Source organism: Pleomorphomonas diazotrophica, assembly GCF_002844595.1.
GTDB lineage: Bacteria > Pseudomonadota > Alphaproteobacteria > Rhizobiales > Pleomorphomonadaceae > Pleomorphomonas > Pleomorphomonas diazotrophica.
On sequence record NZ_PJNW01000002.1, the window covers coordinates 412,552 to 437,134 of the forward strand.

Annotated in this window: 22 protein-coding genes; 12 read left to right on the forward strand and 10 right to left on the reverse strand. The window is 65.5% G+C overall.

Features of this window, described 5'->3' with window-relative positions; translation table 11 throughout:
* Positions 1 to 115 precede the first annotated feature (115 nt).
* The 4 genes from lipA (at position 116) to CXZ10_RS02905 (ending at position 2,614) form a co-directional block, all read left to right on the forward strand.
* Complete coding sequence (gene lipA / locus CXZ10_RS02890; protein WP_101287434.1) at positions 116 to 1,084, forward strand: lipoyl synthase; 969 nt, start codon at positions 116 to 118, stop codon at positions 1,082 to 1,084.
* A gap of 98 nt (positions 1,085 to 1,182) precedes the next feature.
* Positions 1,183 to 1,641, forward strand: coding sequence for a type II toxin-antitoxin system RatA family toxin (locus CXZ10_RS02895; protein ID WP_101287435.1), 459 nt, complete (start codon positions 1,183 to 1,185; stop codon positions 1,639 to 1,641).
* Between the two features lie 15 nt (positions 1,642 to 1,656).
* Complete coding sequence (locus CXZ10_RS02900; protein ID WP_101287436.1) at positions 1,657 to 2,283, forward strand: LysE family translocator; 627 nt, start codon at positions 1,657 to 1,659, stop codon at positions 2,281 to 2,283.
* 85 nt (positions 2,284 to 2,368) lie between these two features.
* Positions 2,369 to 2,614, forward strand: a complete 246-nt coding sequence (locus CXZ10_RS02905) for a GlsB/YeaQ/YmgE family stress response membrane protein (RefSeq protein WP_101287437.1) — start codon at positions 2,369 to 2,371, stop codon at positions 2,612 to 2,614.
* 37 nt (positions 2,615 to 2,651) lie between these two features.
* Here the strand turns inward: CXZ10_RS02905 and CXZ10_RS02910 are convergent, their stop codons facing one another.
* Complete coding sequence (locus CXZ10_RS02910) at positions 2,652 to 3,521, reverse strand: aldo/keto reductase family oxidoreductase (protein WP_101287438.1); 870 nt, start codon at positions 3,519 to 3,521, stop codon at positions 2,652 to 2,654.
* 95 nt (positions 3,522 to 3,616) lie between these two features.
* On the opposite strand from CXZ10_RS02910, the gene CXZ10_RS02915 reads away from it, so the two are divergent.
* Positions 3,617 to 4,576 carry a LysR family transcriptional regulator gene (locus CXZ10_RS02915; protein WP_101287439.1) on the forward strand — a complete coding sequence of 320 codons (960 nt, stop codon included), beginning with the start codon at positions 3,617 to 3,619 and terminating at the stop codon, positions 4,574 to 4,576.
* Here the strand turns inward: CXZ10_RS02915 and CXZ10_RS02920 are convergent.
* Together CXZ10_RS02920 and CXZ10_RS02925 are read right to left on the reverse strand one after the other, a co-directional pair.
* Positions 4,522 to 5,034, reverse strand: a complete 513-nt coding sequence (locus CXZ10_RS02920) for a CinA family protein (RefSeq protein WP_101287440.1) — start codon at positions 5,032 to 5,034, stop codon at positions 4,522 to 4,524. The genes CXZ10_RS02915 and CXZ10_RS02920 overlap by 55 nt on opposite strands.
* 76 nt (positions 5,035 to 5,110) lie before the next feature.
* The gene (locus CXZ10_RS02925; RefSeq protein ID WP_101287441.1) at positions 5,111 to 6,349 is read right to left on the reverse strand and encodes a bifunctional 2-C-methyl-D-erythritol 4-phosphate cytidylyltransferase/2-C-methyl-D-erythritol 2,4-cyclodiphosphate synthase; all 1,239 of its coding nucleotides are present in this window, start codon (positions 6,347 to 6,349) and stop codon (positions 5,111 to 5,113) included.
* A gap of 167 nt (positions 6,350 to 6,516) precedes the next feature.
* On the opposite strand from CXZ10_RS02925, the gene dusB reads away from it, so the two are divergent.
* From dusB to CXZ10_RS02950, 5 genes are all read left to right on the forward strand, one after another.
* Complete coding sequence (gene dusB / locus CXZ10_RS02930; protein WP_101287442.1) at positions 6,517 to 7,569, forward strand: tRNA dihydrouridine synthase DusB; 1,053 nt, start codon at positions 6,517 to 6,519, stop codon at positions 7,567 to 7,569.
* A complete protein-coding gene (locus tag CXZ10_RS02935; RefSeq protein ID WP_101287443.1) occupies positions 7,566 to 8,690 on the forward strand; it encodes a two-component system sensor histidine kinase NtrB in 1,125 nt (374 codons plus the stop codon). The genes dusB and CXZ10_RS02935 overlap by 4 nt, the downstream gene beginning before the upstream one ends.
* A 14-nt stretch (positions 8,691 to 8,704) precedes the next feature.
* Complete coding sequence (ntrC, locus tag CXZ10_RS02940) at positions 8,705 to 10,147, forward strand: nitrogen regulation protein NR(I) (protein WP_101287444.1); 1,443 nt, start codon at positions 8,705 to 8,707, stop codon at positions 10,145 to 10,147.
* Positions 10,148 to 10,541: 394 nt separating this feature from the next.
* On the forward strand, positions 10,542 to 11,447 hold the full coding sequence (locus tag CXZ10_RS02945) for a LysR family transcriptional regulator (RefSeq protein WP_101287445.1): 906 nt from the start codon (positions 10,542 to 10,544) through the stop codon (positions 11,445 to 11,447).
* Between the two features lie 24 nt (positions 11,448 to 11,471).
* Complete coding sequence (locus tag CXZ10_RS02950) at positions 11,472 to 12,653, forward strand: UbiH/UbiF family hydroxylase (RefSeq protein WP_101287446.1); 1,182 nt, start codon at positions 11,472 to 11,474, stop codon at positions 12,651 to 12,653.
* 47 nt (positions 12,654 to 12,700) lie between these two features.
* Here the strand turns inward: CXZ10_RS02950 and mltG are convergent, their stop codons facing one another.
* The 4 genes from mltG to fabG form a co-directional block, all read right to left on the reverse strand.
* The gene (mltG, locus tag CXZ10_RS02955; RefSeq protein WP_210199829.1) at positions 12,701 to 13,999 is read right to left on the reverse strand and encodes an endolytic transglycosylase MltG; all 1,299 of its coding nucleotides are present in this window, start codon (positions 13,997 to 13,999) and stop codon (positions 12,701 to 12,703) included.
* Positions 14,000 to 14,261: 262 nt separating this feature from the next.
* On the reverse strand, positions 14,262 to 15,524 hold the full coding sequence (gene fabF / locus CXZ10_RS02960; protein WP_101287447.1) for a beta-ketoacyl-ACP synthase II: 1,263 nt from the start codon (positions 15,522 to 15,524) through the stop codon (positions 14,262 to 14,264).
* 225 nt (positions 15,525 to 15,749) lie between these two features.
* Positions 15,750 to 15,986 carry an acyl carrier protein gene (locus tag CXZ10_RS02965; protein WP_026792810.1) on the reverse strand — a complete coding sequence of 79 codons (237 nt, stop codon included), beginning with the start codon at positions 15,984 to 15,986 and terminating at the stop codon, positions 15,750 to 15,752.
* A 510-nt stretch (positions 15,987 to 16,496) separates the two neighbouring features.
* Complete coding sequence (gene fabG / locus CXZ10_RS02970; protein ID WP_101287448.1) at positions 16,497 to 17,234, reverse strand: 3-oxoacyl-[acyl-carrier-protein] reductase; 738 nt, start codon at positions 17,232 to 17,234, stop codon at positions 16,497 to 16,499.
* Positions 17,235 to 17,439: 205 nt separating this feature from the next.
* On the opposite strand from fabG, the gene CXZ10_RS02975 reads away from it, so the two are divergent.
* Entirely contained in the window at positions 17,440 to 17,874 is a 435-nt protein-coding gene (locus tag CXZ10_RS02975; protein WP_101287449.1) for a VOC family protein, read from the forward strand.
* 23 nt (positions 17,875 to 17,897) lie between these two features.
* Positions 17,898 to 18,326, forward strand: a complete 429-nt coding sequence (locus tag CXZ10_RS02980) for a CoA-binding protein (protein ID WP_101287450.1) — start codon at positions 17,898 to 17,900, stop codon at positions 18,324 to 18,326.
* A 23-nt stretch (positions 18,327 to 18,349) separates the two neighbouring features.
* Here the strand turns inward: CXZ10_RS02980 and rnr are convergent, their stop codons facing one another.
* From rnr to topA, 3 genes are all read right to left on the reverse strand, one after another.
* Complete coding sequence (gene rnr, locus CXZ10_RS02985; protein ID WP_101287451.1) at positions 18,350 to 20,641, reverse strand: ribonuclease R; 2,292 nt, start codon at positions 20,639 to 20,641, stop codon at positions 18,350 to 18,352.
* Between the two features lie 105 nt (positions 20,642 to 20,746).
* Positions 20,747 to 21,586 (reverse strand): GGDEF domain-containing protein, encoded by an 840-nt coding sequence (locus CXZ10_RS02990; RefSeq protein WP_101287452.1) that lies wholly within the window; start codon positions 21,584 to 21,586, stop codon positions 20,747 to 20,749.
* Positions 21,587 to 21,733: 147 nt separating this feature from the next.
* Positions 21,734 to 24,391 (reverse strand): type I DNA topoisomerase, encoded by a 2,658-nt coding sequence (gene topA / locus CXZ10_RS02995; protein WP_101287453.1) that lies wholly within the window; start codon positions 24,389 to 24,391, stop codon positions 21,734 to 21,736.
* Positions 24,392 to 24,583 lie beyond the last annotated feature (192 nt).

The window sequence follows — 24,583 nt, forward strand, 5'->3', positions numbered from 1 at the left end:
GCGATGCAGCCCTGCTGCGACGGGAGCGGCATGGTCCGCTCTCAGTAGTTTTGCTAGGACTATAGATACAGAAGACCGGCTAAGGGCCGGCCAAACGGGCAGAAAGCGACGGACAATGGTCACCATTCTCGACACCGTGAAGACCGCGCCGAAGGCGCGCCATCCCGAGAAGGCCAATCGTCCGGACAATCCGATCCAGCGCAAGCCGGAATGGATCCGCGTCAAGGCGCCGGGCTCGCCGGTCTACAAGGAAACCCAGGGCATCGTGAAGGAGAACGGCCTCTTCACGGTGTGCGAGGAGGCGGGGTGCCCCAACATCGGCGAGTGCTGGTCGAAGAAGCACGCGACCATGATGATCATGGGCGATACCTGCACGCGCGCCTGCGCCTTCTGTAACGTCAAGACCGGTCTGCCGGCGCCGCTCGATCCCAACGAGCCGGAAAACGTGGCGCTGGCCGTCGAGAAGCTGGGCCTCCACCACGTGGTCATCACCTCGGTGGATCGCGATGACCTCAAGGACGGTGGCGCCGAGCATTTCGCTCAGGTGATCCGCGCCATCCGGGCTCGCTCGCCGTCCACCACAATCGAGGTGCTGACGCCCGATTTCCTCAGGAAGGACGGCGCGCTGGAGGTGGTGGTTGCGGCCAAGCCCGACGTGTTCAACCACAATCTCGAGACGGTGCCGTCGAACTACCTCACCGTCCGGCCGGGCGCCCGCTATTTTCACTCCATCCGGCTGCTGCAGCGGGTGAAGGAGCTCGACCCGACCATCTTCACAAAGTCAGGCATCATGGTCGGCCTCGGCGAGGAGCGGAACGAGGTGCTGCAGCTGATGGACGACCTGCGCTCGGCCGACGTCGACTTCCTGACCATCGGCCAGTACCTGCAGCCGACCTCCAAGCACCACCCCATCATCCGCTTCGTGCCGCCGGATGAGTTCAAGTCCTATGAAACCATTGCCTACACCAAGGGTTTCCTCATGGTGTCGTCGAGCCCGCTCACCCGTTCGTCGCATCATGCCGGCGAGGATTTCGAGCAGCTTCGCGCCAACCGCGCCAAGAAGCTCGCCGAGGCAAGGGGTTGAGGCCCCGCAGGATTGCCTTTCGACACGAAGTCTGAAAAGCGTAAGGCGGCCCAAACGGCCGCCTCGTTTTTCGCCGACCAACAGGACCTTGCCGGACAATGCCGACCTTCGAGACCGTGCGCCACGTCAACCACAGCCCGGAGCGGATGTTCGATCTGGTGGCCGACGTCGAGAAATACCCGGAGTTCGTGCCGCTTTGCGAGCGCCTGACCGTCCGGCAGCGCCGTGTTGACGAGGCGGGCCGCGAGGTGCTGATCGCCGATCTCACCGCAGGCTACGGACCGATCCGCGAGACGTTCACCTCGATGGTGACGCTCGACCGGGTGGGGCTCGTCATCAAGGTCGAATACATCGACGGCCCGTTCCGCTTCCTCGACAATCGCTGGGGTTTCACGCCGCGCGTCGAGCGTGGCGCCGATGTCCATTTCTGGATCTCCTACGAGTTTCGCAGCCGGATGCTCGGTGCCCTCATGGGATCGATGTTCGACCGGGCGTTCCGCAAGTTCTCCGAGGCCTTCGAGCAGCGCGCCAACGCTCTCTACGGGGTCGGTGCCTGATTTCCGGAGGCTGACATGAGCCTTGCCGTCAATCTGCCGATCATCCTGTCCGCCGCCTTCATCGCCACCGCCAGTCCGGGACCGGCCACACTCGGCATCGCCTCGATGTCCATGGGCGCTGGCCGGGGGCGTGGCGTCGCCATGGCGCTGGGTGTCGTGACCAGCTCGCTTACCTGGTCGGCCGCGGCCGCCCTCGGCCTCGGCGCGGTCATGTTGGCCAATGCCTGGATTCTCGAAACGATCCGCTATGTCGGCGCCGGCTATCTTCTTTATCTCGCCGTCAAGTTGGCGTGGAGGGCGCTTCATCCCCAGGCATTGACGTTCAGAAGCACGGGCGTCGTGACTTCCGGCGAGGCCTACCGCAAGGGCCTGCTGCTCCACCTCACCAATCCCAAGGCTGTGCTGTTCTTTGGCGCCCTCTACTCGGTTGGCGTGCCGCCGGATGCTCCGGCGGCAACGCTTCTCGTGGTCATAATTGCCGTTGGCTTGCAGAGCACGCTGATCTTCCTCGCCTACGCGCTTCTGTTTTCCTCTGCGACCGTGGCCCGCAGCTTCGCCCGTGTCCGCCGCCTGTTCGACGGCCTGCTCGCCGTCGCCTTCGGCTATGCCAGCTTCAAAATACTGACGGCCCACTTGCGATGAGACGGGCAGCGGTGCCGCTTTCCCTCTTTCCGACACCCTGAGCGCACCCTACATTGACGCCCATGATTGACCATGGAGGGTCGAAATGGCTGGCGTCGGCATCATCGGAACCATCATCATCGGACTTCTGGCCGGCTGGCTGGCCGAGCGCTTTACCCGCTCCGATCATGGTCTCCTGACCAATCTCGTTCTCGGTGTCGTCGGTGCCCTGGTGTTTGGCTGGGTCGCCGGCCAACTGGGATTCTTCCCGCGCGGCTGGATCGCCAACCTGATCGGCGGCACCATCGGCGCCGTCGTCCTCATAACGCTCTACCGCCAGTTCAGGCGCTGAGTGGGGCTCCGGCCACGCCGATAGCCCCACTTTGGCGTCATGACTTGCCGATGGCGTCGAGCTCGGTGAGCGTCGCCTCGTCGAGTTCGATCTCCGCCACCGCGAGGTTCTGCTCAAGGTGGGCGGGAGAGGACGTGCCGGGGATCAACAGGATGTTGGGCGACCGTCTCAGCAGCCAGGCGAGTGCCAATTGCATCGGTGTGACGCCGAGCCGGGTGGCCAGGGTGTTGAGCGTCTCCGACTGCAGGGGCGAGAAGCCGCCGAGGGGGAAGTAGGGAACGTAGGCGATGCCCTCGGCCGCAAGCTCGTCGATCAGGGTATCATCGTCGCGGCGGACCAAGTTGTAGAGGTTCTGGACGCAGACGACATCGACAATGCGCTGCGCTGCCTTGATCTGGGCCGGCGTGACGTGGCTGACGCCGATGTGGCGGATGAGGCCCTGCCGCTGCAACTCGGCCAGCACCTCGATCTGCGGCTCGACCGGGCCTTCGGCCGGGTGATGCGGGTCGAACATGAAGCGCATGTTGACCACGTCGAGCACGTCGAGGCCGAGGTTGCGGAGGTTGTCGTGAACGGCCGAGCGCAGCTCATCCGGAGCGTCGGCCTTGAGCCAGGACCCGTCGGAGCCGCGTTTGCCGCCGACCTTGGTGACGATGGTGAGATCGGCGGGGTAGGGGTGCAGCGCCTCGCGGATGATCTGATTGGTGACGTGAGGGCCATAGAAATCGCTGGTGTCGATATGGTCCACGCCGGCGCCGATGGCGGCGCGCAGCACGGCGACGGCCTGCGCCCGGTCCTTGGGCGGGCCGAAGACGCCGGGGCCGGCGAGCTGCATGGCGCCGTAGCCGAGCCGCTTCACGCTGCGGTCGCCGAGGCGGTAGGTTCCGGATTTCTCAATCGAGGACATGGTTGTCTCCTGCGCTGATGGGATCCAGAGATAAACCTTGGTGGCTGTACGGAGAACAGGTTACAATCGGAACAGGCTGTGCGGATCTACGAACAATGAGCATAGACTTCGGCGACATCTCAGCGTTCCTGGCGGTCGTCAGGGCCGGCGGTTTCCGCGACGCGGCGCGATCGACCGGCGACAGCGCCTCGCGGCTCAGCGAAGCGGTACGCCGGCTTGAAGCGCGGCTCGGCGTGCGACTCTTTCACAGGACAACGCGCAGCGTCGAACTGACGCCGGTCGGCCGGGAACTCGCCGACCGCCTGCGGCCGGCCCTGGCCGAGGTGGATCTGGCGCTCGACGTCGTCAACGGCTATCGCGAGCGGATCGCCGGGCGGCTCAAACTCAACGTGCCCGTCAGCGCGGCGCGGCTGGTGCTGCCGGACATCCTGCCTCCCTTCCTTGCTGCCTATCCCGATATCCATCTCGAAATCGTCGCCGAGGACACCTTCGTCGACTTGGTCGCGTCGGGGTGCGATGCCGGCATCCGCTATGACGAGCGACTCGAACAGGACATGATCGCCGTGCCGATTGGCCCGCGGCGGCAACGTTACGCCTTGGCAGCTTCGCCTGCCTATCTCGACAGGCACGGACGGCCGGCCCATCCGCGCAACCTTCTTGCTCACAACTGCATCCGCAGCCGCTTTGCCAGCGGTGCCATCGCGCCCTGGGAGTTGGAGAAGGATGGCGAGGTCTTCAACGTCGACCCGACGGGGCAACTGATCGTCGGGACCGGAGCATCGGAGCTGATAGTTGCCGCAGCGACTGGCGGTGTCGGCATCATGGGGCTGTTCGAGGATTGGATACGGCCGCACTTTTCGAGCGGTGCGCTAGAGCCGGTTCTGGAGGAGTGGTGGCCGAGTTTCTCCGGCCCCTATCTCTATTATCCTGGTCGTCGCCTGGTGCCGGCTCCGCTGAGAGCCCTCATCGACTTCGTCAAGGCGCGCGCGGCGGCGCCCGATCAGGCGGTGAGGCTCCAGTCGGCGACGGCCTCTTCCAGCATGGCGAGCGCCTGAACCACCGCCGCATAGCGCACGCCGGCACGGTCGAGGCTGCCGAAGCGTCGCTCGGCGTGGACGGTGGCGCGGCCCTTGCCGGCGCAGGCAAAATGCACGAGGCCAACCGGCTTGTCGGCGGTGCCGCCGCCCGGTCCGGCAATGCCGGTGATGGATACCGCCACAAGGGCGCGCGAGTGGGCGAGGGCGCCTTCGGCCATGGCGCGGGCGGTGGCTTCCGAAACGGCGCCGTGGGCGATCAGAGTGGCTTCTGACACGCCGAGCATTTCGATCTTGGCCGCGTTGGAATAGGTGACGAAGCCGCGCTCGACGACGTCCGACGAGCCGGCGATTTCGGTCAGCAGGCCGGCGACGAGGCCGCCGGTGCAGCTCTCGGCGGTGGCGATCGTCACACCCTTGGAACGAGCCTTTTCCAGCAAATGCTGGGCACGAGGATGGAGCGGCGAAAGGTCGGTCATGACGGTCTCTCCTCTTCGGCAGGGCATGAAGGACATATAGGTCGGCATCCCGCCAATGTGAGGCGCAATCCCGCTATTACCCCACCAGCGGCAATCGCACGGTGGCTGTGGCGATGGCGGCGATGCCCTCGCGGCGGCCGGCGAAGCCGAGTCCTTCGTTGGTGGTCGCCTTGACGCCGACGCGATCGATGGAGATGCCGCAGGTTTCGGCGATCGCCGCGCGCATGGCTTCGCGGTGCGGCCCCACCTTGGGAGCCTCGGCGATGAGCGTGACGTCGCAATGGGCAAGAAAGCCACCGCGCTCGGTAATGCGGCGGACGGCGTCCTTCAGGAACAGCATGGAGGCGGCGTCGCGCCAGCGCTCGTCAGATGGCGGAAAGTGCTTGCCGATGTCGCCGTCCCCCAGGGCACCAAGGATCGCATCGGTGAGCGCATGCAGGGCGACATCGGCATCCGAATGGCCTTTGAGCCGCTGGTTGTGGGGAATGAACACGCCGCAGAGCGTCACCCCGTCGCCGGGTTCCAGCACATGCACGTCGTAGCCGGTGCCGACGCGAACGTCGGGGCAGGCAAGGAAGGCTTCGGCGGCGATGCGCTGTTCAGCCATGTGGAAGTCCTCTGCGGTGGTCAGCTTGATATTGTCGGCGCCACCGTCGACCAGCAGCACGCGGTGACCGGCGAGTTCGGCGACGGCGGCATCGTCCGTCACGCCTGAGATGCCGCGTGCCGCGAGAGCCCGGTGGGCGGCGGCAATCTCTGCGTATCGAAAGCCTTGCGGCGTCGCGGCTCGCCACAGTCCCTCGCGTGGCACTGTCTCTTCCACGTAACCTTCTGCATCGGCCCGCTTGACGGTATCGATGACCGGCACGCCGCAGAGCACCGCCACCTCGTGGGCGAGGGCGTCGATCACCCTGTTGATGGCATCGGAGCGGATGAACGGCCGCACTGCGTCGTGGATGAGAACATAATCGGGCGCCTCCGTGTCGAGCACCGCGAGGCCGGCCAGGCAGCTCGCCTGCCGATCGGCGCCGCCGGGTACGGGCGGCAAGAGACGTGGATCGTCGATGCCGGCGACGGCTGCGTTGTAGAGTTCAAGATCATCGGGGTGAATGACCGCGAGAATGCGATCGATGCCCTGGTGATCGAGAAAGGCACTGATCGTGCGGGCAATGACCGGTTTGCCGTGGAGCTGCCGGTATTGCTTGGGCGGGCCGCCGGCGCTGGCCGCACGCGAGCCGCGCCCCGCCGCGACCAGTATCACAGCGACGGTTGGGCGGGCTGAAGGACGGTCACGAGGGGTCACGCTCGAAGGCATTGCCGTTCACCGGTCTCCGCTGGCGACCGGATGGCGGTCGCGGCAAAAATGTGCATTCTCGTTACGTTATCCGCCGGATGCACCGCAAGACGCTTGCGTCATTTCTTCCAAACAGCTATCAATTGCGTAATTTGTATGCAGCGGCATTTCATGCACAAGGTGTAAGCATGGCGGTTTCCAGGCCGGATCGCGAAGCGGTGGTGGCGACGGCGAAGGAGCTTTATGTCGGCGGCGTGGTCGTGCCGGCGCCGGTGTTCCTGGCGCCGATGGCCGGCATCACCGATCTGCCGTTTCGCCGCGTGGCGCGCCGCTATGGTGCCGGTCTGACGGTGTCGGAAATGGTGGCCTCCGAAACGCTGCTGGAAGGGCATCCCGAGGCTACGGCACGGGCCGAGGCCGACGGTGAAGGGCTGCATGTCGTGCAGCTCGCCGGTCGCGAGGCCTATTGGATGGGCGAGGGTGCCAGGGCCGCGGAAGCCGGTGGCGCCGACATCATCGACATCAACATGGGATGCCCGGCCAAGAAGGTGGTGTCCGGCTATTCGGGCTCGGCATTGATGCGCGACCTCGACCACGCGTTGACGCTGATCGAAGCGGTGGTCGGCGCAGTGAAGGTGCCGGTGACGCTGAAGATGCGGCTCGGCTGGGACGAGACCTGCCTCAACGCGCCGGAGCTGGCGCGGCGGGCGGAAGCGGCCGGCGTCGCCATGGTCACCGTGCATGCCCGTACCCGCAACCAGTTCTACAAGGGCTCGGCCGACTGGTCGAAGGTGAGGGCGGTGCGCGAGGCGGTGTCCATCCCACTGGTGGTCAACGGCGATATCGTCGACGCCGCTTCGGCGCGCGAGGCGCTCCGCCAGTCGGACGCCGATGCCGTCATGATCGGTCGCGGTGCCTATGGTCGCCCCTGGCTGCCGGGTCGGATTGCCACGGCGCTCGCCAACGGCGGCGAAGCGGAGGCGCCGGGCATGGACGAGATCCTGGCGTCGCTCAAGGCGCAATACCAACACATGCTGTCTTACTACGGCGAGGGTCTCCTCGGCCTCAGGATGGCCCGCAAGCACGTGGGCTGGACCTTCGAGGCGGTGCCGCGCAGCGACGCGGCGGCCGCCGATATCCGGCGCCGGGCGCTGACGTCGGAAAACCCGGCCGCCGTGATGGACGCCATCGACGAGTGGTTTGGCGATAGCGAAGCGAGTTTCGAGAGGGTTGCCGCATGACGACGTCTTCATCCGCACCGGGCGCGGAGGTTCCGGCGGAGCGGGATCTCGGGGTGTCGATCCTCAATGCCCTGCCGCATCCGGTCATCATGCTCGATACTGAGGGCCGGGTCTGTTCGGCCAACGACGCGGCGCAGAATTTCTTCCAGTCGAGCGCCGCCGTGCTCGGCCGGCATTCGCTCCGGCATTTCGTACCGTTCGGCAGCCCATTGCTGCAACTCGTCGAGCAGGTGCGCGAGCGCGGCTCCTCGGTCAATGAGTATCGGGTCGACGTCGGCACGCCGCGCAACGGCGGCGAGCGGGTTGTCGACATCTATGCCGCCCCGGCGTCTGAGCGGCCCGGTTACGTGGTGATCATGCTGCAAGAGCGCACCATGGCCGACAAGATGGACAAGCAGCTCACCCATCGCGGCGCGGCCCGTTCCGTAACCGGTCTTGCCGCCATGCTGGCGCACGAGATCAAAAATCCGCTCTCGGGCATTCGCGGTGCGGCCCAGCTTCTGGAGCAGTCGGCCGACGACGAGGACCGGGGGCTGACGCGGCTGATCACCGATGAGGCCGATCGCATCGTCAAGCTGGTCGACCGCATGGAGGTGTTCTCCGACGAGCGGCCGATCGAGCGCGAGCCGGTCAACATCCATGCCGTGCTGGAGCATGTGAAACGGCTGGCGCTCTCCGGCTTCGCCCGCGACATCCGCATCGTCGAGGAGTACGACCCGTCGCTGCCGCCGGTCTATGCCAACCGTGACCAATTGGTGCAGGTGTTCCTCAATCTGGTCAAGAATGCTGCCGAGGCGTTGACCGACACGCCGGATGCCGAGATCGCCCTGACCACGGCCTTCCGGCCGGGCGTGCGGCTTTCCGTGCCCGGAACGCGCGAGCGCGTCAGCCTGCCTCTGGAATTCTGCGTGCGCGACAATGGCCCCGGCGTGCCGGAGGAGATCCAGACGCACATGTTCGATCCCTTTGTCACCACCAAGACCAACGGCACAGGCCTCGGCCTCGCCCTGGTCGCCAAGATCGTCGGCGACCATGGCGGCGTCATCGAATGCGAGAGCCAGCCGCGTCGCACCACCTTCCGCCTCCTCCTTCCCGCCTACGTCGACAAGACCGCGGACTGAAAGGGTCTTCTCAGATGCCTACCGGCAGCATACTCGTCGCCGACGATGACTCCGCAATCCGCACGGTGCTGAATCAGGCGCTGTCGCGGGCGGGCTATGAAGTGCGTCTCACCTCCAACGCGGCGACCTTGTGGCGCTGGGTCAGCCAGGGCGATGGCGATCTGGTCATCACCGACGTGGTGATGCCTGACGAAAACGCGTTCGACCTCTTGCCCCGCATCAAGAAGGCGCGTCCCGATCTGCCGGTGATCGTAATGAGCGCGCAGAACACCTTCATGACGGCGATCCGCGCGTCGGAGAAGGGCGCCTACGAGTATCTGCCCAAGCCGTTCGACCTCAAGGAGTTGATCTCCATCGTCGGTCGTGCGCTCGCCGAGCCCAAGGGCAAGCAACGGCTCGAAGCCGGCGAGGACGGCTCGGAGAACATGCCGCTGGTCGGCCGTTCGCCGGCCATGCAGGAGATCTACCGCGTCCTTGCCCGTCTGATGCAGACCGACCTCACCGTGATGATCACCGGTGAGAGCGGCACCGGCAAGGAACTGGTGGCCCGGGCGCTGCACGACTATGGCAAGCGCCGCACTGGCCCCTTCGTGCCGATCAACATGGCAGCCATTCCGCGCGATTTGATCGAAAGCGAGCTGTTCGGCCATGAGAAGGGCGCCTTTACCGGAGCGCAGGCCCGGTCGGCCGGCCGGTTCGAGCAGGCCGAGGGCGGCACCCTGTTCCTTGATGAGATCGGCGACATGCCGATGGATGCCCAGACGCGTCTGCTGCGCGTCCTGCAACAGGGCGAATACACCACCGTTGGCGGCCGTACGCCGATCAAGACCGACGTGCGCATCGTTGCCGCCACCAACAAGGATCTGCGCCTTCTGATCAATCAGGGCCTCTTCCGCGAGGACCTGTTCTTCCGCCTTAACGTAGTGCCGATCCGCCTGCCGCCGCTTCGCGAGCGGATTGAGGACATTCCCGATCTGGTGCGGCACTTCTTCACCGTCGCCGAGAAGGAAGGCCTGCCGTCCAAGCAGATCGAAGCGGCGGCGGTGGAGCGGCTCAAGCGGTACCGCTGGCCCGGCAACATCCGCGAGCTGGAAAACCTTGTCCGCCGTCTCGCCGCGCTCTATCCCCAGGACACCATCACGGTGAACCTGATCGAGGCCGAACTGGCGACGCCGACGGTGACGCTGGTGGAAGAAGAGACGCCGACCGACGAGGATCTGTCGGAGTCGGTGGAGCGCTTTCTCGCCAAGTATTTCGCCGAGTTCGGCGACAATCTACCGCCGCCCGGCCTTTACCACCGCATCCTCAAAGAGGTGGAGTATCCGCTGATCGGGGCGGCGCTGGCGGCGACACGCGGCAACCAGATCAAGGCGGCGGAACTGCTTGGCGTCAATCGCAACACGCTGCGCAAGAAGATCCGTGATCTCGACGTGCAGGTGATCCGCAACTCGCGGTAAGCCGGGCGCATAGCGATAGAAAAGGCGTCGGCTGGGGCCGGCGCCTTTTTGTATTCTTAGGTCTGAAGTTCATCAATATGATTTGTTTTCTTCAAATGAATAAAAACATCTCCATTTCAGAGTTCTGCTGACAAAATTTGGTCTGCTATCTCATTAATCCTACAATATAGCGGACCGTCCGTCTGACGACGCTAGTCCTCTGGCAGGGTTCAATCACCTCCAGCTCGTAGTCATATTGACTCTGGTCCGGATATGACCTTTTCTTCGGCTTGGGCTGCATGAAAAGATGGATATATTGATCAGGGGTCATGGCATTTCTCCCTTGTTTCACCATCTAGATACGGCGACCGATGAATCGGTTCAATCCTTCAAGATTGCAACTTGGCATGCAGAAATGAAACACATCCCCTGGGACTCGTACCAAATCTTCCTCGCCGTGGCCCGCAGCGGCAGCCTGAGCGCCGCGGCGGATCGCATCGGTCTTTCCAGCGCCACCATCGGCCGGCGAATGCTGGAGTTGGAGCGGCAAATGGAGTGCGGGCTGTTCGTGCGCAGCCAGTCCGGCTACTCGCTGACCGGCGGCGGGCAGGCGCTGCTCGACCATCTTGCCGGCATGGAAGCTGCCGGACGGGAAATGGAAATCTGGAACGACGGGCTATGCGGCGCCGTGCGCGTGCGCATCTGTGCCGGGTCCTGGTGTGCCCGCTTCCTCGCCCGCAATCTCGGCGAACTCGTCCTGCCGGGCGACCGGCACGGCATCGATATCAGCATCGGCGAGGAGCGCGCTTCTCTGGCCCATCGCAGTGCCGATATCGGCATTCGTGCCTTTGAGCCGGAGGAGAGCAACCTCGCCGCTGTGCGCCTGCCGGAAGTGGCCTATGCCGTCTACGCGGCCCTGGACATGCCGGAGACTCATGCCGAGCGGTGGATTGCCGTCTCCGAGGAGGCGGCCATCTCCTGCTATCTGCGCTATCCGCATGAGAAATGGCCGAACAACCTGATTGCGACGGTCAGCCGTGCCGAAGGGTTGCGCCATTCCATCCTGTCGGGCGCCGGTGTCGGTGTATTGCCCTGCTTCGTCGGCGACGGCGATCCCGAGCTCCGCCGGGTTGGTGAGGAGATCACCGAGCTTCGCCACCGGAGCTGGCTGGTCATGAACAACGAGGATCGTCACCGGCCGGAGATTCGCGCCGTGGTCGATCGCATGACTGCGCTGTTCCGCCGTCACGCAGCTTTGTTTGAAGGACGCCAGGGGGGCGGCGAGCCGGCCTTGTCAAACCTGCTCAATATGGCCAGATAAGGCTCCAGTTTTTCGGAGCAAGGCATGAGCGAGGCGCCCCAGCATTTTGACGTGGCCGTGGTGGGGGGAGGGCCGGCGGGCCTTGCCGCCGCCATCGCAAGCGCCGACGCCGGCGCCCGTGTGGCGTTGGTCGCGCCGCGTCCTGGCGTCGACGATTGGCGGACGACGGCGCTTCTGGGCGGCTCGATCGATTTCCTGGAGCGGCATGACGTCTGGACGGGGCTGAATGCCGTTGCCGCGCCCCTCCGGCACATGCGCCTCGTCGATGCCACCAGCCGCCTGTTTCGGGCGCCCGATGTCACATTCGACGCGCGCGAGATCGGGCGCGATCTCTTCGGCTACAACGTCGCCAACGGTCCGCTGGTTGCCGCGCTGTCAGATGCGGTGGCCGCCCGCAGCGACCGCATCGTTCGCTTCGAGGCGCTGTTCCAGGCGCTCGCCGGCGGCGAGACGACCGATTTGCTGACCCTGTCTTCCGGCGAGACAGTCTCCGCCGCCCTGGTAATCGCCGCCGACGGCCGCAATTCGGCTGTGCGCAAGGCGGCCGGCATCGACGTGAAGTCCTGGAGCTATCCGCAGGAGGCGCTGGTGCTGGCGCTTTCGCACCGCGAGCCGCACCACGACACCTCGGTCGAGTTCCACACCGAGGCGGGCCCCTTCACGCTGGTGCCCCACGGGCCAGGACGTTCGTCGCTCGTCTGGATGGATCGGCCGGAGGTGATCGAGCGCGTCAGCGGCGTCGACGACGCCGCTCTTGCCCTTGAAATCGAGCGTCGCTCCGGTTCGGCCCTGGGCGCGGTCACCATCGACAGTCCGCGTCAGCGCTGGCCGATCTCCGGCTTCCAGGCGCGGCGGCTTGCCTCAGGCCGTGTGGCACTGGTGGGCGAGGCAGCGCACGGCTTTCCGCCGATCGGTGCGCAAGGCTTCAACCTGACGCTGCGCGACATCGAGCGGATGGAGAAGATCATCGGCAGTTTGATGCCGCCGCCGGCCGGCAAGCCCTTCGACGGTGCGGCCGCCGCCTTGAGCTATTCCAATGCCCGCCGCCTCGACGTGACCGGGCGGGTCACCGGCGTCGATCTTCTCAATCGATCGCTGCTGAGCGGCTTCCTGCCCCTGCAACTCGCCCGCGCTACCGGCCTGATTTTGGCCCGCGAGTTTCCTCCGATGCGACGGCTGCTGATGCGCGCCGGGCTAGGCGGGTAACGGCGCGCCGCGTCGGCGACGCGCCGTCGATCCACCCTTTTCGCCGGTCACTCCGGCTTGGGCTGCGGCACCATCGGCTTTGATGGATCGCGCGGAGCGGCCCCGTCCAGCAGGTCGTTGGGATCGGCGGCTTTGGCGGCGGGAGCGTCGGCCTCGGTATCCGGCGGCAGATCGACCGCATCGGGATCCTTGGTGTCGATGTCGGCCTTGCCGGCGGCGGCTTTCTCGCGCTCGACCTTGCGCCATTTGGCGACATTGCGGTTGTGCTCGGCGAGGCTGGCCGCGAAGACGTGGCCGCCGGTGCCATCGGCCACGAAATAGAGATCCTTGGTGTTGGACGGGTTGGCCACGGCTTCCAGCGCGGCCCGGCCGGGGTTGGCGATCGGCCCCGGCGGCAGGCCGTTGACGTGGTAAGTGTTGTAGGGCGTCGGCTTGTCGATGTCGGCGCGGCTGATCGGGCGGCCGAGCGTGCCGGCGCCGCCGACGAGACCGTAGATGATCGTCGGGTCGGATTGCAGGCGCATGTTGTGCTCGAGCCGGTTGAGGAAGACGGAGGCGACATGCGGGCGCTCGTCGGCCTTGCCGGTCTCTTTCTCGACGATGGACGCCAGCGTTACCAGTTCCTTGGGCTCGGAGAAGGGGAGGTCGCGATCGCGGCCGGCCCAGATCTCGTCGAGCGCCTTGGCGTGGGCAGCCTTCATCTGATCGAGGATCTGACTGCGAGAGGCGCCGCGCGTGAAGCTGTAGGTCTCCGGCAACAGAGTACCTTCGGCAGGCACCGTCGGCACGGGGCCGGTGAGGAACTCGTTCTGATTGAGACGATTGACGATCTGCTGCGAGGTAAGACCCTCGGGGAAGGTGATCTGATGCAGGATGGCCTTGCCGGACACCAGCATGCTCATAACGCCGCGCATGCTGATGCCGGCCGGGAAGGCATATTCGCCGGCCTTGAGCCGGCCCTGCTGCTGGTAGGCACGTACGCCGCCTATGAAGATATAGTGGCCAAGCATGTCGTAGGGGCTCTCGATGACCCCCTCGGTTTCCAGAATGTCGGCGATGCGGGCAACGCCGGAATCGGCGGGAATGACGACGACCTTCTCCTCGGTGAGCGGACCGGGCTTCTCGAACTCGGACTTGCCCCAATAGAGCAACGCACCGGCGGCGATCACGCCGAGCAGCAGCAGCGTCACGAGCGCATTCATGACGACGACGATCGGGTTGCGAGCCCGGCGCGAGCGCGGCAGCGGTGGGGCCTGCTCGGGCGCCAGCGCCTCGCGCGGGCTCTTGGGATTGAGTCGCGTCTTCATGGCCTGCGGGGTGTCGTTTGCGTCCTGCCTGTCGTCCATGGGCCTTCGTCTCTTCATGGGGCGCGATCCGCCACTTCCGCCCAAAATTGTGGCAGTAGCGCGGAATGGCGGCGGTTGACGCGCTTTTGCCACAGGGAGCAGCGTCTTCCCGGCCGTTCGGGCAAGCCTCCAAGCAACACGTCGTCTCCTGCGTTGGCAAGCGCCGCTTTGGTGATTGCCACAGCTTTCAGGGCTCGAATCAAACGGCCCGCCAGAGGTTTAGGCCTGGCGGGCCGGTTTACTCATCGTTGTCGACCGAAGATCAGCCCTCGAAGGCCTTGACGATCAGCGAGGCGTTGGTGCCGCCGAAGCCGAAGGAGTTGGAGAGCGCGTAGCGCAGCTTCTTTTCCTTGGCCTTGTGCGGCACGAGGTCGATTGACGTCTCGACGTTGGGATTGTCGAGGTTGATGGTCGGCGGCAGGACGCCGTCGCGCACAGCGAGCGTGGTGTAGATCGCCTCGATGGCGCCGGCGGCGCCGAGGAGGTGGCCGGTCATCGACTTGGTCGAGGACATGGCGAGGTCCCTCGCGGCATCGCCGAACAGACGCTCGACGGCGCCCACCTCGATGCCGTCGGCCATGGTCGACGTGCCGTGGGCGTTGACGTAGCCGATCTCGTCGGGCGATATCTTGGCGTGCCTGAGGGCGGCCTTCATGCAGCGGTAGGCGCCGTCACCGTCCTCGGAGGGGGCGGTGATGTGGTAGGCGTCGCCCGACATGCCGTAGCCGACGATTTCGCCGTAGATGGTCGCGCCGCGCTTCTTGGCGTGCTCCAGCTCTTCGACGACGACCACACCGGCGCCTTCGCCCATGACGAAGCCGTCGCGGTCGCGGTCATAGGGACGCGAGCCCTGTTCCGGCCGGTCGTTGAAGGCGAAGCAGAGCGCTTTCATCGAGGCGAAGCCGGCGAGCGAGATGCGGCAGACCGGGCTTTCCGAGCCGCCGGCGATCATCACGTCGGCTTCGTCGTTGGCGATCAGCCGGGCGGCGTCGCCGATGGCGTGCGAGCCGGTCGAACAGGCGGTGACCACCGACGAGTTCGGACCCTTGTAGCCATGGGCGATGGAAATATAACCGGCGGTGAGGTTGATCAGCCGGCCGGGGATGAAGAAGGGGGAGACGCGGCGCGGACCCTTGTCGCGCAACGTATAGCCCGCCTCGACGATGCCGTTGATGCCACCGATGCCGGAGCCGACCAGCACGCCCGAGCGCACCTGATCATCGTAGTCGGTCGGCTTCCAGCCGCTGTCTTCGACCGCCTGACGGGCCGCTTCGAGCGCGAAGATGATGAAATCGTCGACCTTGCGCTGATCCTTGGGATCCATGGCGAGGTCGGGATTGAAGGTGCCGTTGGTGCCGTCGCCGCGCGGAATGAGGCCGGCGATCTGGCAGGCAATATCATCGACGGGGAAGGATTCGATGCGGCGGATGCCGCTCTTGCCAGCCTTGATGGCAGCCCAGTTCTGCTCGACCCCGCAGCCGAGCGGCGTGACCATGCCGAGACCGGTGATGACGACTCGCCTCATTGGACGAGAGCCTCCCTTTTTGTCGTCTCCGCCAGGTCCGTCGCCGCATGGGGAGGACACGTGCGAGCGGGACGCGATTGACGGAGCGGGGGACCGTTCAGTTGGCCGGCAGCGCGCAAGAATGCCGCCAGCCGGACAACCGGCGCCGGTCCCGCGAACGCGTCGTCAAGCAAAGGAAGCAGTCCCTCGGAGAGGAACTGCTTCCCAGCCGAACGCGTTCGGAAATCAGGCCGTCGCCTTCTCGAGGAACTTGACGGCGTCGCCGACCGTCAGGATCGTCTCGGCGGCATCGTCGGGGATCTCAACGCCAAAGGCTTCCTCGAAGGCCATGACCAGCTCGACGGTGTCGAGGGAGTCGGCACCCAGGTCTTCGATGAAGGAGGCTTCGAGAACCACCTTGTCGGCGTCCACGCCGAGATGGTCGATGACGATGTTCTTCACCTTTTCAGCGACTTCGCTCATGTTCACGAATCCTTGTTAGTCCAAATCCATTGCCGAACGGGACGTCGGCCGCTCGCCGCCTGCCTCGCGTTCGCGATGCCTTGGCGGCGGAGACCGGCTACCGAAGGTGTCGAGCATGCCAGTGCCTGACGGCACTCCCCCGGTTGGTCCGATCGCCCGCCCCCGGGGTCGAACAAGTCCGAACCCCTCGGAAATCGTGGCGATCTCAGCCTATGCTCGTGCTCACGACCTTCGGGCGGGTCCTCGGACGGTTCCCGATCAGATCGCGGGCTTGGTAACACACTTCGCCCCTGATGACTAGCGGCCCCCAGAGCATTTCCCGATCGAACAAGACCGCCCGATCGGCGAGGAAATACTCCGGAGTCAATCGTTTGGGCATACTCTCCTGGTTCGGATCATTACAATTCGAGCCGAATATGCCCGGCGAAACCGCCGATGATCGCGAACGGTTCCTTTACCATTCGCGAAACCCTGAAAAACCTAAGCCGGACGTCACGCCCGGTCCGCCGGTCAGATCATCGCCATGCCGCCGTTGACGTGCAACGTCTGGCCGGTGACGTAAGCCGCTTCGCGGCTCGCAAGATAGACGCAGGCGGCGGCAATTTCCTCGGACGTGCCGAGCCGGCCCATCGGCACGGCGGCGAGCGTGCCTTCTTTCTGCTTGTCGTTGAGCGCGTCGGTCATCGCCGTTTCGATGAAGCCGGGCGCCACGCAGTTGGCGGTGATGCCGCGCGTCGCCACCTCGGCGGCCAGCGCCTTGGTCATTCCGATCATGCCCGCCTTGGCGGCGGCATAGTTGCCCTGGCCGGGATTGCCGGTGACGCCGACGATGGAGGTAATGCCGATGATGCGGCCGAAGCGGCGCTTCATCATGCCCTTGATGGCGGCGCGCGCCAGACGGAAGCCGGAGGTGAGGTTGACCTCGATCACCTGATCCCAGTCTTCGTCCTTCATGCGCATGAACAGGCCGTCGCGGGTGATGCCAGCGTTGTTGATCAGAATGTCGACCTGGCCGAGGGCGGCCTCGGTGTCGGCGAACAGACGGTCGACATCGGCGCGATCGGACAGGTTGGCGGTGACGATGTGGGTGCGCTCGCCCAGCCGGCCGGCCAGCTCTTCCAGCGGGGCGAGGCGGGTGCCGGAGAGCGCCACCTTCGCGCCCTGCGCATGCAACGCCGTGGCGATCGCGCCGCCGATGCCACCGGAGGCGCCGGTCACCAGCGCCGTCATACCAGTCAAGTCGAACATGGCTTTCCACCTCGTTCCTGCGTCCGGCCGGTTGTCGCCGGCGCCTTGCTCGACGGCCTGACACCACGTCGGCTGCGCCGAGTCAAGCGGCAAGGGCCAGTTTTCCCGCGTCCGCCAGTCACCTCGCCGTCCATCTGACCGAAGACTGCTGACTCGCGCCGGCTGGCTCCGGGCTTATGGAAGCGCTGAACACAAGGAGGAATCCATGGCCCAAGACAGACATTTTTCCACCGTTTCGATGCTTACGCTCGGCGTTGCCGACCTTGGTCGCGCCCGCAGCTTCTATGAGGCGCTCGGGTTCGAGGCGGGGCCGGGATCGAATGAACACATCGTGTTTCTTCAGATCGGTGCGCTCGTGCTGGCCCTGTATCCCCGCACCCTGCTCGCCGAAGACGCTGCGGTCGCTGACGACGGTCACGGCTTCGACGGCTTGACGCTCGCCCACAACTACTCGTCGGAAGAGGCGGTCGACGCCGCGATGGCACACGCGCTTGCCGCAGGCGCAACGCTGAAGAAGAAGCCACAGAAAGTGTTCTGGGGCGGATATTCGGGATATTTCGCCGATCCCGACGGCCATCTCTGGGAGGTTGCCCATAACCCCTTCGTCAAGGTCGACGATCATGGCATAGTGACGCTTTGAACCGGCAAGAAGGAGTGTCCCCGATGGCCATGGACGGCAAGACCGATGACGACATCACCCGCATCCTCGAGGAGACGCGGACCATCGCCGTGGTCGGCGCCAGCCAGAATCCGTCGCGCGCCGTCTATGGTGTCATGGGCTTTCTGATCGGGCGCGGCTACGAGGTCTACCCGATCAATCCGGGTCTCGCCGGCAAGGAACTGCAAGGGCGTATGGTCTACGCCAGCCTTGCCGATGTGCCTGCCGAAATCGACATGGTCGATGTGTTCCGCAACTCCGAAGCGGCCGGGGACACCATCGACGAGGCGTTGGCTTTGCCGGTGCCGCCAAAGACCATCTGGCTGCAGCTCGGCGTCATCAACGAGGCGGGCTTCGCGCGGGCCGAGGCGAAAGGCGTCAAGGTGGTGATGGACCGTTGCCCGGCGATCGAGGCGCCGCGGCTTGGCGTGTGATGAGCGGCCGGCGCGGCTGTCCTTTAGCGGCCGCGCCTCACCTTGCCCATACGCTCCTTGCGCTCGCGGTCCTTGCGCGCTTTTGCAGCTCGCATGGCGGCTCCACGACCAAGCGGCCGGCCGGCGGCGCCTTCCGAGATCATCTCGAAACGCAGGGCGCCGGCAAATGGTGCGGCTTCGATGAGGCGTACCTCCACCCTGTCGCCGAGCCGATAGGTTTCTCCGGACCTCGATCCGATCAGCGCGTGCCGCGCCTCGTCGAAGGCGAAGTAGTCCGCTCCCAGCGTCGAGATCGGGATGAAGCCATCGGCGCCGGTCTCGTCGAGACGGATGAACAGGCCGGCCTTGGTGACGCCGGAGATGCGGCCGCGGAAGATGGCGCCGACGCGGTCGGCGAGCCAGCCAGCGATCAATCGGTCGATGGTTTCGCGCTCGGCCTGCATGGCGCGCCGCTCGGCGGCCGAGATGTCCTCGGCGACGCGCGGCAGCGTATCCTCGGCGCCGTCCGGCAGGCCACCTTCGCCAAGTCCGAGCGCGGTGATCAGCCCACGATGCACGACGAGGTCGGCATAGCGGCGGATCGGCGAGGTGAAGTGGGCGTACTTCCTGAGATTGAGGCCGAAGTGGCCGATGTTGACCGGCGAATACTCGGCCTGGCTCTGCGAGCGCAGCACTACCTCGTGGACGAGATAGGCCTGCGGCGTGCCGTCCACCCGTTCGAGGATGCGGTTGAACAGCTCCGGCTCGATATGGCCCTGCTTGGCAAGCTTCATGTCGAGCGTCGCCAGGAACTCGCGCAGGCTCTCCAGCTTGGCGAGCGACGGCTGGTCGTGGATGCGGTAGAGGAGCGGCGTGCGGCGCTTCTCCAGCGTCTCGGCGGCGGCCACGTTGGCCTGGATCATGAACTCTTCGATCAGCCGGTGGGCGGTAAGGCGCTCGGGCGTGACGATGCGGTCGACGGTGCCGTCGGGCTTCAGCAGCACCTTGCGCTCGGGCAGATCGAGTTCGAGCGGACCACGCGCGTCGCGAGCCGCCGCGAGGGTGTCGTAGGCCGCCCAGAGAGGCTTCAGCACGCCGTCGAGGATAGGCGCGGTGCGATCGTTCGGCGCGCCGTCGATGGCCGCCTGCGCCTCGACATAGGAGAGCTTGGCGGCCGAGCGCATCATGATGCGGTGGAAGCTGTGGCTCTTCTTGCGGCCGTCCGAGTCGAACACCATGCGCACCGCGATGGCCGGCCGGTCGACGGCCTCCTTCAGCGAGCATAGGTCGTTGGAGATTCGCTCCGGCAGCATCGGAATGACGCGGTCGGGGAAATAGACCGAGTTGCCGCGCTTCAGTGCCTCGCGATCCAGATTGGAATCGGGCAGGACGTAGGCGGCGACGTCGGCGATGGCGACGGTGACGATGTAGCCGCCGGTGTTCTGCGGGTCTTCGTCGGCAACGGCGTGGACGGCGTCGTCGTGGTCCTTGGCGTCCGGCGGGTCGATGGTGACGAGCGGGAGGGCGCGCCAGTCCTCGCGGTCGGCCATGGTGGCGGGTTTTGCCGCTTCAGCCTCGCGGATCACCGCGTCGGGAAAGATGTGGGGAATGTCGTTGGCATGGATGGCGATCATCGACACCGCTTTTTCCGAGCGGAGATTTCCGATGGTCTCGCGCACCCGGGCGCGGCCGAGGCCGAGGCGACTGGACCGGATGATGTCGACGGATACGAGGTCACCGTCCTGCGCCGAGCCGAGATCGGCTGCGTCGACGACCAGTTCCTCATACTGCTTCTTGGAGATCGGCATGAGGCGGGCGCCGCCGTCGGTGACGCGCAGGATGCCGAGCACGCCTTCCGGCTTCTTCTCAAGCACCTTGATGACCCGGAGGCCGGCCTGGGCGAGGCCCTCGTAACCATCCGGCAGATCGACGACGCGCGCCAGCACCCGGTCGCCGAGGCCGGCGGCTGGGCCATGCTCGCCGCGCCGGCGGCGCACGGCCACCACCACGAAGCGAGGCCTCGGCCCGCGATCGGCGTCCCATTCCGACGGTTCGGCATAAAGATCGCCATCGCGGTCGCGGCTGACGATGTCGCAGGCCAGCACGGCGGGCAGCGCGCCGGGCTCGGCGAAGCGGCGGTGGCGGCGCTCGATGAGGCCCTCACCCTCAAGTTCCTTCAGGATGCGTTTCAGCACGACGCGGCCCTCGCCATGCACCTCGAAGGCACGGGCGATGTCGCGCTTCGTCCCCTTGCCGGGATGCTCCGAGACGAAGCGGAGGATCGCTTCACGCGTGGGAGTGGCGGGTTCGTCGGTAGGGCGGAACTTGCGGGCCAAACGGGTCTTCCCTGCGGATTGAGGACGGAGCGAGATAGACCACAGATGGAGATGCAAGGCCAGCCTCGCAATCGACCGGCCGGTTTGGCGCTCGCAACGAGGGCCTCAGGAACGGCTGGCTCTGCCACGCTTCGGCAGGGGCGGCAGGTCTGAGTTCCAGACCACCTCGTCGCCTTCCACGAGGCCGGGCGTGGCCGGTTCCGACGCAAGACAGACCCGGCTCCGGCCGGTGGCCTTGGCGGAGTCGAGTGCAGCGTCGACGGCAGCGAATGCCTGCGTGAAGGTGGTTGCCTGGGACACTTCGGCGATGCCGGCCGAAGCCGTCAGGGAGATCGGCTTTTCCAGCGTGCCGAAGTTGCTGCTCTCGAACCTTGCCAGTAGTGCCAGAACCTGGGTTTTGGCTTCGGCGACGGTGCAGCCGCTGGCAAGCACGACGAACTCCGTGCCATCGGTGCGGTAGATGCGTCCGAGATTGGCGAGTTCCTCGGCGATCAGACGGGCGGCGCGGATTAGTACACGATCGCCGACCACATGGCCGTAACGCTCGTTCACAGCCTTGAAGCGATCGATCGACACGAGGATCAAAAGACGAGAGGCGTCGGATATGGCATCATAATCGACCGGCAGCGAGGACCGGCTTCGGAGCCCGGTGAGGCTGTCGGCGAGGCTCTGCTCGTTCAGTTTGGTCTTGGTGCGATGGTGTTCGAGGCGGGTCGTGCCGATGTAGACGCCGAGCGGATAGGCGACCAGGGCAACGACGAAAATGGTGATCGCCCAGCCGCGGAACAGGTTGAGCCAGCCATGAAAGGCAATCAGTTGCAGGGCGGTGTCCGCCAGCATGGCCAGAACGAAACAGACCATGGCAACGCGCAAAGCGAAGATCCTGACGTCGCGCTCGGATTGGACGGGCCTGTTGAGGAGCGTCCGCAGGATCTCACCGTACATTATCGTTCTTCTAGACCGTTGAACGAGGCGAAGGCCTTCATCGTTCAACAGTATAGGAGGAATGTAAGGATTCAGGCAAACAAAACGATAAAATTGTAAATTATCGCAGGGCCGCCGAGGAACCGGCGGCCTCGCTCTGGCGTGACATCAGGCCGACTTTGCCTTGGGCGCTTTAGGCTTGGTGGCAGCTTTCTTCGCCGTTCCGGCTGCGGACTTGGCCTTCGATGTCGCCTTTTCGTCACCGCCCGCCGCCTTCGCGCCGGCCTTCGGCGCCTTGGCAGGCTTGGCCTTGGGTGCCTTGCCGGCCTTGTCGGCGATCAGCGCCACGGCCTCTTCCAACGTCACCGTCTGCGGGTCCTTGCCGCGCGGCAGCGTGGCGTTGACCTTGCCCCAGGAAACATAAGGACCGTAACGCCCATCGCGCACGGTAATCTCACCGCCGGATGCCGGATGTTCGCCAAGGCTCTTGAGGGCCGCTGGCGTGGCGCGGGCGCGGCCGCCACGCTCCTTCTTTTCGGCGAGAACGGCGACGGCGCGGTTGAGGCCGACGTCGAACACCTCGTCGACCGACGACAGGTTGGCGTAGGCGCCATCATGGCTGACATAGGGACCGTAGCGGCCGATGTTGGCCTCGATCGGTTTTCCCGTCTCCGGGTGGTTGCCGACGACGCGCGGCAGCGACAGCAGGCGGCAGGCGCGCTCAAGGTCGATGCTCTCGACCGTCCAGCCCTTGGGCAGCGAGGCGCGCTTCGGCTTGCCTTCCTCGCCGAGCTGTACATAGGGGCCGAAGCGACCCGATCGCAGCGTGACGTCGAGGCCGGTTTCCGGATCGGTGCCGAGCAGCTTGACGCCGTTTTCGCCCAGGGACGCTTCTGCATCGCCGTCGCCGCCGAGCTGGCGGGTGTAGCGACATTCCGGATAGTTGGAGCAACCGATAAACGAGCCGAAGCGGCCGAGTTTCAGCGAAAGCCGGCCGGTGCCGCAGGTGGGGCAGGAGCGCGGGTCGGACCCATCGCCCCGATCGGGGAAGATATGGGCGGCGAGATCCTCGTTGAGGGCGTCGATAACGTCGGCGACGCGCAGCTCCTTCACCTCGCCGATGCGGGTGTTGAAGTCGGTCCAGAAGCGGCGCAGCACCTCGCGCCATTCCGCCTCGCCGGCCGAGATGCGATCGAGATCCTCTTCGAGGCTGGCCGTGAAATCGTATTCGACGTAGCGCGTGAAGAAGCTTTCCAGGAAGGCGGTGACGATGCGGCCCTTATCCGAGGGGACGAGACGCTTCTTGTCGATCGACACGTAATCGCGGTCGCGCAAGGTGGCGAGCGTCGCCGCATAGGTGGATGGGCGGCCGATGCCGAGCTCTTCCATCTTCTTGACCAGCGTCGCCTCGGTGTAGCGCGGCGGCGGCTCCGTAAAGTGCTGGCTGGCCGAGACGGACTTGCGGGCGAGCACGTCGCCGACGACAAGCGGCGGCAGGCGGGAGCCGTCCTCGTCCTCCTCGTCGTCGCGGCTTTCCTGGTAAAGCGCCAGGAAACCGTCGAACTTCAGGACGGAACCGGTGGCGCGGAGACCGGCCGCCGTGCCGCCGCTCTTGGCGGTGATGTCGACGGTGGTGCGCTCGAAGTCGGCACTCTGCATCTGGCTGGCGATGGTGCGCTTCCAGATCAGTTCGTAGAGGCGGGCCTCGTCGGCCTCAAGATGGCGGGCCACCGTGTTCGGCAGGCGGGCGAGGTCGGTCGGACGGATGGCCTCGTGGGCCTCCTGGGCGTTCTTGGCCTTGGTGGAGTAGAAGCGCGGCTTCTCCGGCAGATAGCGCTCGCCGTATTCCTGGGCGATCACCCGACGGGCGGCGTTGACCGCTTCCGGGGCGATCTGGACGCCATCGGTACGCATGTAGGTGATGAGACCGACCGTTTCGCCGCCGATGTCGGCGCCCTCGTAGAGGCGCTGAGCGACCTGCATGGTGCGCTGGGCCGAAAAGCCGAGCTTGCGGGAGGCTTCCTGCTGCAGCGTCGAGGTGGTGAAGGGCGCGAAGGGGTGGCGCTTCTGCGGCTTCTGCTCCGCGTCGGTGACCGCGAAGGTGGCGCTGTTCAGGAAGGCACGGATCTCATTGGCGGTCACGCCGTCTGCAACGTCGAGACGGCTCATCTTCTTGCCCTTCCACTCGGAAAGGCGGGCCTCGAACTCATCGCCGGCCGGATTGGCGAGCCGGGCGATCAGCGACCAGTATTCCTGCGGCTTGAAAGTCTCGATCTCGTTCTCGCGGTCGCAGACAAGGCGCAGCGCCACCGACTGGACGCGGCCGGCCGAGCGGGCACCCGGCAGTTTCCGCCACAGCACCGGCGACAGTGTAAAGCCGACGAGATAGTCGAGGGCGCGGCGGGCGAGATAGGCCTCCACCAGCGGCTGGTCGACGTCGCGCGGCTTGGCCATGGCGTCGAGAACGGCCTGCTTGGTGATGGCGTTGAAGACGACGCGCTGGATCGTCTTGCCCTTGAGCGCACCGCGCTTGGCGCCGAGCACCTCCAGCACGTGCCAGGAAATCGCCTCGCCCTCGCGGTCGGGGTCGGTGGCGAGAATGAGCTTGTCGGCGTCCTTCAGGGCGGCGGCGATGTCGGCCATGCGCTTGCCGGACTTTCCATCGACTTCCCAGCTCATGGCGAAATCGCTGTCGGGCAGAACGGATCCGTCCTTGGCCGGCAGGTCGCGGATGTGGCCGTAGGATGCCAGCACCGTGTAGTCGCGGCCGAGGTACTTGTTGATGGTTTTCGCCTTGGCAGGCGACTCCACGATCACGAGGTTCATTCAGGTGCGCCGGACAATTTCAGGAAAAAAGCTCCGCCCTCTTTAAGTGCGGCCTCCGGATTAAGCAAGGGTCGAGCCGGCGAGGCGCTTTCCGTGGGAGCGGGGAAGGGGGGCAACGATTGCCTTGCGGCAACACGGCAAGCAGCCGGTTTCGTCCGTAGTCGGCAGGCCTTTGGTGTTAACTCTCCTTGA